The sequence below is a fragment of the Candidatus Rickettsia mendelii genome (assembly GCF_057543435.1).
Map to the genome: position 1 here is coordinate 1 of NZ_BTGX01000002.1, position 12,861 is coordinate 12,861.

The following is a 12,861-nucleotide window of genomic DNA, read 5'->3' on the forward strand; positions in this document are numbered from 1 at the left end:
AGATAGTTTAGTTGAATCAATAAAGTAAGCAGCAGTATCTTTCTCTCTAAATAGTTGCGACATCATAACAAGCGGTAGAACTAATCTTAGCCATATCTAGATTCTTTATCTGTAACTTAGCAATCTAAAATAACGTTTATATTTGTATGATAAATGATATAAATGGTGACCTTAAGATCTTTAATTATGGTGATAAATAAAAATATACTACTATAGTTGGTAACTTGCAAAGCTTTTAGTTTCTTTTTTTCTGAGGTTTTCTATATGTTAGTACTAATTTTGTTGCTTTCATTCTTTACATATACTTTGCAAAAAGTATCAAGTATATCTAATCTACTTTAGATGTATATTTCTTCATTGTTGAGCGCATATTTTAAAATCAAAATACTAAATAATATACTATCAAATTTTTTTTTGAGAGATCGTATCACAATATAATATTTTAGTTAATTTCTGGAGTCATGCAACAAAGCTTTGAACATAAGTTGCTTAGTCAAAACTTTGCTCGTAGTAATATTGAAAATTAAGCTATATAATAAAAATATCAAAACTAGTTATATTATACTAGTTTTTACAAATTCTTTAAATAAAGCTAAATCTATTCCATTATCATTTAGATATTCAGGATGCCACTGAACACCAATAACGAATTTATGTTTTGTTGACTCAATTCCTTCTATTATGCTGTCTTCGGCTAGTGCTGATATAATAAGATCATTACCAATTCTATTAATTGATTGATGATGATTTGAATTAACCATGGTTTGTAAATGATTATTAGCTATTTTAGAAAGTTTAGTATCTTTTTTAATATTAATTAAATGCGATACCCTATTTTTAGGGGGGTGCTGTTCATGATTAATTATTATAGATTGTTTAATATTTTTAATATAATCTGGGATATGCTTAATGAGTGTACCACCGAAAATAACGTTTAATAACTGCATGCCTCGGCATATACCTAAAATTGGAATATTTCTCTCTAATGCTTTCTTTAAAACTAATACTTCAAAAATATCACGCTCTTCATTAGAAACTACTATATCTTCATTATGTTCTGGTTCATAAAATTTAGGATGTATATCCTCATCACCTCCTGGAATTATAATGCCGTCAATAAGCCTTATAATGACATCTATTGTTTCGTTTTGATAAGGTAATAATAGTGGTACACCACCGGCTGCAATTATTGCATCAGTATAGTTTTTTCGTAGTGCATACCATGGGAAAGCAGCGTAAATATATTTTTCACAATTTTGAGCTAAATCAGGTGTAATACCTATTATCGGTTTTTTATGCATTTTGTTACTTTTTGTATGATTCAAAAATATTTGTGATGTTATTGTATAGATCAGTAAACATACTTAAACTATATTAAGTTATTTATATATTGCAATGGGTTCCACAATTAAATCTGCCTTGTTTTATGGTTTAGATGAGCTAGGATTCAGAGTAGAAATATTAAATGTAGTAAAAAAATTACACATTTTATAGAATAAAACTATAGAAAACTTCTATTATTACTAGATTTCCACTTTTGTATGAATGGCATAGAGTGTGTTTTTGTTGCCATGCAACAATGCTGATTAAATTATAGGATAATAGCAACATATTCTCAAACTACATAATAAATATTATATAAGCTATTTCTCAATTTTGGGTAATATTTCAAATGTATGCAACGGTGGCTGTGAGGTAATTGTCCATTCAAGTGTATCAGTTCCATCGCCGCAAAGGTTCGTTGGACAATCTTTACTATATTTAAACGTATAGAAAATAATAAATACAAAATAAAGTGCATCTATCATAGAAATGCTACCTACTATCGATGAAACTAGATTACAACCAACAAAAGCTTCTGGATAATCTGGTATTCTTTTTTGCATGCCTGCAAGACCAAGGAAATGCTGTGGAAAGAAGGTTAAATTAATACCAATAAAGGTAATGCAAAAATGAATTTTGCTTCAGATCTTAGGATATTGCTTACCAGATATTTTCCCAAAATAATAATAAAAACCTGCAAATGCTGTAAATAAAGCTCCTGATGACATCGTATATATGTATCATGTAATACTCTATAAAGTGCTGAGTTTGATAGAATTATGCCAGTTACGCCGCCGATTATGAATAATATGATTATGAATAATATAATGAATCCTATTGAAAATAGCATTGATATTGGGAAAGTAATAGAACCATTCTACATGATTGTTATCCAGCTAAATATCTTAATACCTGTTGGAATAGCAATAATCATTGTTCCTTGAAATATATAAAAAAGTCCAATGGTAAACATATGATGTGCCCATACAATAAATCCAACGAAGCCGATTATTACCAAGCGTCTACCATGCCTTGATAACCAAATATAAGTTTAACATAAAAAAGTTGAAATAACCTGATTTACTATGCTAAAGGCTGGAAGTATTACAATATATACTTCAGGATAACCAAAAAACTAAAATAAATGTTAAAATAATAAAAGATCACCACTACTACCATGAGAAAGTAGTTCCAAAGTTATGGTCGGGTAATAGTACCACCAAGTACTGGCATAGCTAGAATTACTAAGAATGCATTAACTAAGGTAGAGCAAACAAATAACTGCATTTTAACAAGTCCTATTCCTGGTGGTGCTCGCATATTAAAGATAGTAACAATTAAGTTAGTGGATTCTAATATTGATGATATGCCTGTTAAATGTAGGCTCAAAATAGCCATATCTACAGCTATGCCTGGGATGATCGCTCCAAGTTACTTAGAGTAGAGGATGGTAGAAAATACAGTCTGTTCTAGGCCCACTATCAACAAATACTGATAATATTAGAAGTATAAAAGCAGAGACTAATAACCAAAAACTGATATTATTTAATCTTGGGCATGCCATATTGGGAAGTACCTATTAATAAAGGTATGAAATAATTGCCAAATCCTATAAATAAAGCCGGCATAATCATGAAGAATACCATACCACATATATAGTAATAAGCACGTTATATAGCTGAAAATCATGATGAAGAAATGTTCTTGTCCGGCATTGCCAGTTCTAACCTAAAAAAATAGTGAGAATAATCCTCCGACAATTCCAGCAAAAATAGCAAATATGATATACATCATGCTGATATCTTAATGATTAGTAGAAAAAAGCCATTGCCTCTTTATATGATCGTCGTGATTTAGGTAGTTAGTATATGTATTCATAAATTTCCAAAATATTTCGAGTGATTTTATCATAATCCTAATTCCATAATTTAATTTCAAGTAATTAATAGATTATATCATCAAAAAATCTTTTTCGTATTATATTTTACTTAATTTCCAATAATTGCTCCATATCATATATTAACTCTTGGTATAATAATTGCACTTGTTCTAAACTGTCATTACCGACCACAGTATATCTTTTTCGCCTTGCAAATAATGATTCAAGTTTTCCCAAATACAAATTGGTAAGTGAAAAACCTCTCCATTAGGTGATTCATATAATCTATTATGAATTTAATACCTATAGCGAATACCTATAGCGGATAGCACAGAATATTTTATTAATTAATTTAATAAAATATGTTCCTCTAACATTTTTACATTCAAATATTTCAGGATTATTAAGGTCATTATTATGAGCATTAATCACCTGATTAAATAAGTAAAATGCTTTTAAAAAGTTGTTTCTTTGATTTTTTTAGGGTAGCTAATGATAAAGCTTAATATGTTTTATCATATTTTTATTTCATCATGGAAATTATTATCAGTAAAATAGCATATCTAGCTCAGATATTTCAGATCTAATTACTAAATGGTTACATAATATTTCAAAATTTATGGATATTCTGTGATTTAAATATGATTTTTGAGCTAATTGCTTAGTTATTATAATATAAGCGATTGCTATATTTTTAAATTTGTACTTTCATAATTTGTTATTTATATGCTAATTTTTCTTTCTTAAAGCTCATAGCAACCTTAGTTTTATTTGTAATCTAGTTATCAAATTCTACTTTTATAGCAATCGGCATGAAAACATGATTGATACCGCAAAACTCAGAGCATTAGCTGTAATATGCACCTTTTTTGGCAATTCGTGTCTAAGTTTCATTTATTCTGCCAGGAACTGCATCTATTTTAAGTTCAAGAGAAGGAATAGCAAAACTATGTATTACATCATCAGCAGTAATGAGAAATCTTACATTAGTATTTTGGGGAATTATAATTCATTTATCAACATCTAATAATCTTTTCTGATCAGGGTTTTAAATTTTCATCAGAGATTCATTCCACTATCATATTCTATATCATAATCATAATGGTTATGGTATGTATATATAATGCCATTACCATTGATAGTATACTACTTTAAATCTGCTTTGGTATTTTTTCAGCATAGTGCAAGATTCTAAAAGAAGGTACAGCAATAATAATTAATATTATTATAGGTATTACAGTCCATATAATCTCTATTAAAATATTATGTGAACATTTTTGCTGATACAGGAATTTGGAGTATTAAATTTGAATACATATAATAGGTAATTAATTTTGCAACAAATAAAATAATAGCAGTATGCACAATAAGAAATTATGAAAATGTGTAATTCCTTCGGGCTTGCAGGAAGCTGAAAAGTTACTTGCCAATAGTGGCTTAGAGGCAAAACAAATACTGTGAACAATTAAAAAACTAATTAAAATAATAATTTTATAACAAATCTTATCTATGTATCTTTAATTATATATAATATAGATATGTTTTTTTATTCTAAAGTTAAAATCGATTTTTTTATAAAAGTTTTACAATTTTCTATTGTAATTTGTTCATATATAGTGCATACTACTCTGCAGTAATTAAAGGTTTATTCAAATAATCTCAGAGCAATTTTAATGAATAATGCTGCGCTATCTTATAACTTTAATGATGTATTACCACAATCTTTTATTAGCGCACGTCTCAGGAAAGCCATTACTTCTGCTTCCATATTATTATTTATAGGATTAGTTATTTTCGTCTCTTTTGCTGTTAATAATTATGTTAATGATACCTTATCTATAACTTTAATACAACCAGAAGAAAGTGATGAACTACAAGATAGTGTTTTATTTAAGGAAATAATAGTTAAAAAGGGTGATACTATAAAGTCGATTCTGATAGAACAAAATATTCCTAAAAATGACATAAAAAAAATTGTAAATTTAGTAAAAGAAAGTAAATTATCATTATCACTTAAAATAGGGCAAAAAATTACCTTTGAATATGAAGTAAGAATTACTGAGAATGATAATCATTTAACTTCTGAAATTATATTCTTAAATAAAATTATTATAGCCATTAATAAGCTAAAAACTATTGAGATAGTGAAAAAAGGTGATGATTTTAAAGTTGAAGAAATTGTTGTACCTTTAAGTAAAAAAGTTGCTAAGTCATCAGTAATTATTGAATCAAATTTTATATCTGCTCTTAAAAAGCTTGGTTTATCAGATAATAGTATAATAGAGATTGTTAATATATATTCCTATCAAGTTGATTTTCAGCGACAAATAAAAAGTGGTGATACTGCAACTGTAATAACAGAGAAATATGTAACTGAAGATGGGAAATTTTCTCATCATGGTAAGGTTCTGTATGTTTCGCTAAATCTTTCAGGTAAGGAATATAATATTTATCGTTATTCACATGATAATAATATAAATAATCAAGCTTTTTTTTCTGAAGACGGTAAGAGTGTAAAAAGGAGTTTACTAAAAACTCCACTGAAGGTCATAAAAGTTTCCTCACGTTACGGTAATAGAAAGCATCCGATACTTGGTTATACTAAAATGCATAAAGGAGTTGATTTTGTAGCTCCAGCTGGTACGCCTATATATTCAGCAGGAAATGGAGTTGTAACAGAAATAGGGTGGAAGTCTGGTTATGGGAAATTTATTCAAGTGAAACATAGTAGTACGCTATCTACTGCATATGCTCATGCTTCAAATTTTGCAAAAAGTTTAAAAGTAGGAAGTATAGTAAAACAGGGTCAGGTTATAGCATTTGTTGGAAATACTGGTAGAGCTACAGGTCCACATTTACATTATGAAGTTAAAATTAATGGTAAAAATGTTAATCCTATGTCTGTTAAAACAACACCTGATATAGAACTAAGCGGTAAAAGCTTAGAGAAATTTAAACAGTTTAAGAGAGAGATCAAGGCTTTAAACATTAAACTTGATAAGGAACTACAAGTAGATAAAGTAACTGAAGTTTCGTTATGAAGATATTACTTTATGTCATATCATGACTTGATCGACTATTGTACAAATGTTATATTTTATTCTAGCTAAAAAGTTATGAATTTAGAGGCTTAGATATAATATAAAAAACTTGTTTTTTTATTTTGTTTGGTTTCCGTCATTTCGTAAATAACATAATTATGTACTAAAGTCTACAAGTTTGTGAGAATACTATTCTGTATGTCAATTACTCCTAAAAAATATATCAAATATTGTTAAATCATTATGTTTTTATTACTAAGAAAATTATATCTAACATTTGCTTGTAGCAGTCATATTATAATAATATTAGTGATTATTGATCAATTAACTAAGTGGTGGTTTATTAATAATTTAAGGTGGAAGCCAGGTTTAACATTAAAAATCACTTCTTTTTTAAGCATGGTTTATACTTGGAATTATGGTATTAGTTTTGGTTTAATGCGTGATTACTATCAATATAGTAATGCTATTTTTTTAGTAACGAACTCTATTATTGTTTGTTATCTATATTATTTAATTATGCGTTCAAAAACTGTAGGTAATTTTGTAGGTTATAGTTTTATGATTGGTGGTGCTATAGGAAATCTAATTGATCGATTTTTCAGAGGAGCAGTATTTGATTTTATTCATTTTTATTACAAAAATTATAGCTTTCCTATATTTAATTTAGCTGATTGTTTTATCATAATAGGAGTAATTTTATTAATAGAAGATTATTATAGCACTAAAAAAGTTGTTGAAGAAAAAGCTAAAGAGAATTATGATAACGATCAAATTGAGGCTATGGCTGAAAAGATTCGTAAAGCTGAGCAAAATAGCAATGATAAAATATAATTTTAATTTATAGGTGTTTAAGTGAAAAATTTATTATTATTATTTACAGTTTTAGTAATTACTGCTGCATGTAGTAAAAAATTAAAAGAAACTGTAGGTATATCAACAACTGGACCCAATGAGTATCAAGTACAGCGTGCTAAAGAGCTAGAGGTTCCTCCTCATTATTATTTAGTGGAACCTAATATGGGTCACACAACTATAAAAGGGTATAGTGAATTTAATGATGGTGAAAAAGCATTAATGCAAGATATGAATTAAATTATTACTAGAATTAATTGCTACATGATCAAAGATCATTTGCAATAACAATTTTAGGGATCTGCTCAGGAGTGACATCTAGGCAAGGTGCTTGATTTTATGCTTTATTCCTCATCAATTGTAATTGATTAAGTTATGAAAAAAAAAATATATAAGTTAATTTGCATCAAAAGTGAAAGCTGTATTCCAGCTTTGATGTTCTATTTTTTCTTTCTTTAAAGAGGCTATTTTATGCTACTCTTTAAAGAAAAGGAGTATATAGGTATTTTTGGACTTGGTAAAACCGGTATATCTGTCTATGAAGAGCTACAAAGCAAATGTGAGATAATTGTTTATGACGACCTAAAAGCAAATAGAGATATATTCGCAAAATTATTTGGTCAAGATCTTATTGTCTCTTTATCTGATCTAAGATGGCAGAATTTAGACAAAATCATATTAAGTCCTGGCGTTCCTCTTACTCATGAAGTAGTAGGAATTGCTCATTGTTTTAATATACCAATTATTTCAGATATAGATTTATTGTTTGAGAAATCAAAAAATTTAAATTTTGTAGCTGTAACAGGTACAAACGGTAAAAGTACTACTACTGCTTTGATTAGTCATATTCTAAATAGCAATGGTTTAGATTATGAGGCTGCTGGCAATATTAGTATTCCTGCCTTAAAAGCAAGAAGTAGTAAAAATGGATATATACTTGAATTATCTTCTTTTCAATTAGATTTAGTACAAACCTTTAAAGCGAAAATAGCCATACTTCTTAATATAACTCCTGATCATTTAGATAGACATCAAAACATTAGTAATTATATTACAGCAAAATCTAAAATTTTTGATCGGATGGATAAAGATAGTTATGCTGTAATTAATATTGATAATAAATGTTGTTTTAAAGTTTTTACAACGTTGCAACAGGAACAATGTATTAGGCTAATCCCTTTCTCAGTTACTAAAATTCTTGAAAAAGGTATATCAATAGTTAATAATAGAGTTAATGATAATTTTTTTGATAATATAAGTTTTCAATTACCTTTTTATAAGAATCTTCAAGGGATTCATAATTGTGAAAATATTGCAGCAAGCTATATAGCAGCTAGAATAATAGGTGTGCAAACTAAAAAAATAATTAATTCTATTAGTGAGTTTCAAAGCTTACCTCATAGAATGCAATATGTTGGCAGTATAAATAATGTAAGTTTTTATAATGATAGTAAGGCAACAAATGCTGTATCTGCTTTGCAGTCAATTAAAGCACTTGATAATATTTATTGGCTTGCAGGTGGTATAGCTAAAGAAGGTGGAATTGAAGAAATAAAGCCTTATTTTAATAGAATTAAAAAAGCTTATTTTTATGGTCAAGCTAAAGAAATATTTGCAAATACTGCTCAAAATATAATGGATTTTGTAGTATGTAATGATCTAAATCAGGCTTTTGAGCTTGCTTATAAGGATGCTTGCAGCGATAATGCAAGAATTAAAAATATTTTGCTAGCTCCTAGTTGTAGCTCATATGATCAGTTTAAAGATTTTGAGCAGCGTGGTGAATTATTTATAAAATTGTGTAGAAGTGTTTAGTATCATTCCTGTGGAAACATGAATTTAGTAAAAATTATGTAAAAAAACAAGCTTTTTATGTTTTTATTAACTGTTTTTGTTAGATTCCCATTTTCATAGTGATGACATAAGGGCGGTATAATAAAGCTGTATATAGACATGATAGGAAAAAAATTAAATAACTATACTATAAATAATGAAATATCTAATAATTTTATTAAATTATGGTGGCGTAGTACTGACCGGCAAATAATAATTTCTTTAATAATTTTATTTGCTTTTAGTTTAATGCTGGTTACTACCTCAGGTTCAGTGGTAGCTAGTAGAATAGGGCTTGAAGAAAATTATTTTGCATCTAGGCAAATGTTGTATTTAGCTACTGCTGCAGGGCTCATATTATTGTTTTCATGTTTTAATAAGAAATGGTTAAAGCGTTTTGCTATATTAGGGTTTATTGTTAGTATAGTTTTATTGATACTGGTTAAATCTTTTGGTTATGAAGTAAAAGGAGCAGTGCGCTGGATTAATATTCTTGGTTTATCAATTCAGCCATCAGAATTTATCAAGCCATTTTTTGTAGTTATTACTGGCTGGATATTATCATTGAAATTTAACAATGTTTTTCCAAGTTTCACCATTTGTATGGTACTTTATTCTATTGTTTCTACTCTCTTAATTATTCAACCAGATTTTGGCATGTTAGTAATAATTACAGCAATTTTTGGTATTCAGCTTTTTATTGCTGGTATGCCAATATTTTGGATTATTCTAGCAAGTTTTTTAGGAATTATAGGAGTGACTATTGCTTACTTTTGGTTACCTCATGTAACACAAAGAATTAATTCATTTTTAGATCCTGATAGTAATGAAAATTACCAAGTAAATAAGTCTCTTAAGGCTTTTGAACATGGAGGATTATATGGATGTGGTCCAGGAGAGGGAGCAGTAAAGCAAGTACTGCCTGACTCACATACAGATTTTATCTTTGCTGTAGCAGGGGAAGAGTTCGGAGCTATTATTTGCTTAGTTGTTATAGCTATATTTGCCCTTATAGTACTAAGAAGTTTTATTAAGCTATTAAATGAAAAAGATAAATTTGTTCAATTTGCTGCTAGTGGTATAATTGCTCAATTTGGCCTTCAATCAATAATTAATATAGGTGTAACATTAAATTTACTGCCTACTAAAGGTATGACATTGCCATTTATTAGTTACGGTGGTTCTTCAATACTTGCAATTGCCATTGCTGTAGGTATGCTACTTGGTTTTACTAGATATAGAACGCCGCTAAACTCATATAAAATTCATAATATTGAGATATGAAAAGGATAGTTTTAGTAGCAGGTGGTACAGGTGGACATTTTTTCCCAGCTATTGCTTTTGGAGAAGAATTAATAAAGCGTGGTTATGAGGTTCATTTTATTACTGATTTAAGGTGCAAAAAATATATAAATCATGATATAGGTTTAATTTTTCATGTCCTAGATTTAAAACGATTTACTAATATTTTTTTATTTTTTCCAGCACTTTCAATTGCTATTTTAAAGGCTATTAAGTTATTATACAGTCTTTCACCTTCAGTTATTGTAGGATTTGGCAGTTATTCAGTCATTTCTTCAATGTTTGCAGCAATTTTTTTAAGAGTGCCGATTATAATTCATGAGCAAAATTCTTATCTTGGAAAGGTTAATAGATTCTTTTCAATTTTTGCTAAAAAGATAGCCCTTTCTTATGAAGATGTAAAAAATTTACCTGCTCATGCAAAAAAGAAAATAGTAATTACTGGTGGTATAGTTAGGAAAAATATTAGAGATTTAACTAGAGATAAGCTAAAAAAAACATTTACGATATTTATTTTTGGTGGCAGTCAGGGAGCAAAATTCTTTTCAGAATTAATACCGGTAAGCATTAAAATTTTAATGCAAAAACAGATAGAACTGAAATTGCATATAGTTCAGCAAGCGGCATTTGATGATCAAAAAAAAATAAGCAAAATATACTCAAAATTAAATATTACTTATGAACTAGCTGAGTTTTTTGATGATATGGTAAAGCAGTATAAAGATGCTGATTTAGTGGTATCAAGAGCTGGTGCCTCCACTATAGAAGAACTAACTTATATAGGGTTACCAGCAATTTTTATTCCACTACCAAATTCTGCAGATAATCATCAATATTATAATGCAAAATTATTAGAAGATAAAAAATGTGGATGGTGTATAAAACAAGATGATATATCGAGTGAAAAATTATGTGATAAAATACTAGATTTAATAAGTAATCCAGAGCTATTAAAACAAGCTTCACAAAATTTGTTAAAAAGAAAAAAAGAAGGTCATAAGTTGCTAAGTAACTTAATAGAAGAATTAGTTTAGTAGCATTAGAGCATTTGATTATTACAAGTTACAGCATTATATAAGGTTTATTAACAATAAGAAAAGTTTAGGATAATATATGTTTAAGAAAATTATAATATTATTTTTGGGTGTTTTTATACTTTCTGGTTGTACTGATAATTTTAGAAGCTACTTTCAAAAATCTGCAAATAATAGATTAGTTGATAGTAAAGGTCTTAAAGGCGGTAAGAGAAAGCCATTATATAATAACAAATATATTACTTTAGCTAAAAAGAATATAGTAGAAGATAATCTTGATGATGATAACGATGACGATAATGATTATGATAATCCTTTAAGAGGAGAAAAAGTTGATTATATAAAGAGAAATCGTGAAATGTATCTTCAAATGATTAAAAGGGATATAGCAAGACAAAAAGCAGAAGCTGGTGAAACAACATCCAACGATGATATGACCTTAATTAAGGCTAATAGAAAGGTTCGAAAAGACAATAGCGATAAAGAAAAAAAGATGCAAGAAGAGCTAAATCAGATAAAAGCAATGCTTAGAGAGACTAAGCGTGATTTAGCAAGATATACTTGCCCAAATGCTGTAGTAAACAAAAATTATGCACCACCTGTAACAAATTATCCACCAATAAAAAATAGTAAGCCATATAATAACAATTCTAAGGTAAAACAAAAATTTATTCGTGAAGATGATGATAAAAGTATTAATGCTTGTTCGATATAATTGAATATCTCTATTTAAGTAAGCATTGTTGGTGTACAATTGGTAAAGTCCTAATAAAACTTCATCATACCATGGATGCGATCACAGTATCTAAAAAAAATAACTAGTGATAATATATCTTTGTAGATCCTGCAATTTAATTGTGTGATTACAGTAAAATTTAAAAGATATTACATGCTTTTAAGTAAATTGTAAAAGGTTTCCAAATAATTTCTAAGCTTATACTATTATCATGTTTTAACTATCTCTTTTGACTGCTTCTAAACATAAGAAAATTATATAAAGTTAGTAATTATAAAAATATTAATTAAGAATAAAACAGTTAATGATTGAAGAGTTAAAAATATGAGTCTTAATATTATAAGTATCAATGTAAGAATGGTATGTACTAAAAAGTTTATATGTGCTTTAATACTCTAAGCTTCATATTAGGACATTAAATACAGGCTCAGTTAACGATCTTTTTTGTAATAAAACTCTGTCTTCTATTCTAATACATCTTTATTCTATATCTTCTATAAATAAGGGTATCACATGAGAATATAAGTTATCAAATTAATCTTTGAATATTATCCTTTATCACCAAAGATTTTGTTTTGTAATTCAGTTGTTATATCATCTAGTATCGATAAATTAGTACTATTAGTTTTAGTAATTTATTGTTTCTTTATATGGATTACAGGATGGAATTAACACTCCAGGCTCTTATAACTGCTTATCGCTTATTTTAGCAAAATTACTAGATACTTGATTATTACTTGTAAATTTTGTGTAATGTATAGATAATTTGGTTGAATCAATAAAGTAAACAGCGTATCTTTCTCTCTAAATAATTGCAACATTATAACAAGTGCTAGAACTAATCTTAGCTATATCTAG

At 27.9% G+C, this 12,861-nt stretch carries 8 protein-coding genes and 2 pseudogenes; 7 read left to right on the plus strand and 3 right to left on the minus strand.

Annotated elements, in window-relative coordinates:
- Positions 1-554: 554 nt before the first annotated feature.
- The 3 genes and pseudogenes from AC27F4_RS00025 to AC27F4_RS00035 form a co-directional block, all read right to left on the minus strand.
- Complete coding sequence (locus tag AC27F4_RS00025) at positions 555-1,301, minus strand: gamma-glutamyl-gamma-aminobutyrate hydrolase family protein (RefSeq protein WP_487060878.1); 747 nt, start codon at positions 1,299-1,301, stop codon at positions 555-557.
- Positions 1,302-1,643: 342 nt separating this feature from the next.
- Positions 1,644-3,117 (minus strand): annotated as a pseudogene (locus AC27F4_RS00030) (cbb3-type cytochrome c oxidase subunit I).
- An 863-nt stretch (positions 3,118-3,980) separates the two neighbouring features.
- Positions 3,981-4,713, minus strand: a pseudogene (locus AC27F4_RS00035) (cytochrome c oxidase subunit II transmembrane domain-containing protein).
- 162 nt (positions 4,714-4,875) lie between these two features.
- Between AC27F4_RS00035 and AC27F4_RS00040 the strand changes: the two are divergent.
- The 7 genes from AC27F4_RS00040 (at position 4,876) to AC27F4_RS00070 (ending at position 11,982) form a co-directional block, all read left to right on the plus strand.
- Positions 4,876-6,243 (plus strand): peptidoglycan DD-metalloendopeptidase family protein, encoded by a 1,368-nt coding sequence (locus tag AC27F4_RS00040; protein ID WP_487060880.1) that lies wholly within the window; start codon positions 4,876-4,878, stop codon positions 6,241-6,243.
- Positions 6,244-6,486: 243 nt separating this feature from the next.
- Complete coding sequence (lspA, locus tag AC27F4_RS00045; RefSeq protein ID WP_487060882.1) at positions 6,487-7,077, plus strand: signal peptidase II; 591 nt, start codon at positions 6,487-6,489, stop codon at positions 7,075-7,077.
- 21 nt (positions 7,078-7,098) lie between these two features.
- Positions 7,099-7,338 carry a DUF3035 domain-containing protein gene (locus tag AC27F4_RS00050; RefSeq protein ID WP_487060884.1) on the plus strand — a complete coding sequence of 80 codons (240 nt, stop codon included), beginning with the start codon at positions 7,099-7,101 and terminating at the stop codon, positions 7,336-7,338.
- A gap of 231 nt (positions 7,339-7,569) precedes the next feature.
- Positions 7,570-8,913, plus strand: coding sequence for a UDP-N-acetylmuramoyl-L-alanine--D-glutamate ligase (gene murD / locus AC27F4_RS00055; protein WP_487060886.1), 1,344 nt, complete (start codon positions 7,570-7,572; stop codon positions 8,911-8,913).
- A 168-nt stretch (positions 8,914-9,081) separates the two neighbouring features.
- Positions 9,082-10,215, plus strand: coding sequence for a putative lipid II flippase FtsW (gene ftsW, locus AC27F4_RS00060; RefSeq protein WP_487060976.1), 1,134 nt, complete (start codon positions 9,082-9,084; stop codon positions 10,213-10,215).
- Positions 10,212-11,267: an undecaprenyldiphospho-muramoylpentapeptide beta-N-acetylglucosaminyltransferase gene (gene murG / locus AC27F4_RS00065; protein WP_487060888.1), complete on the plus strand. Its 1,056-nt coding sequence runs from the start codon at positions 10,212-10,214 to the stop codon at positions 11,265-11,267. Before ftsW ends, murG begins: the two co-directional genes overlap by 4 nt.
- 79 nt (positions 11,268-11,346) lie before the next feature.
- On the plus strand, positions 11,347-11,982 hold the full coding sequence (locus AC27F4_RS00070) for a hypothetical protein (RefSeq protein WP_487060890.1): 636 nt from the start codon (positions 11,347-11,349) through the stop codon (positions 11,980-11,982).
- Positions 11,983-12,861: the final 879 nt, after the last annotated feature.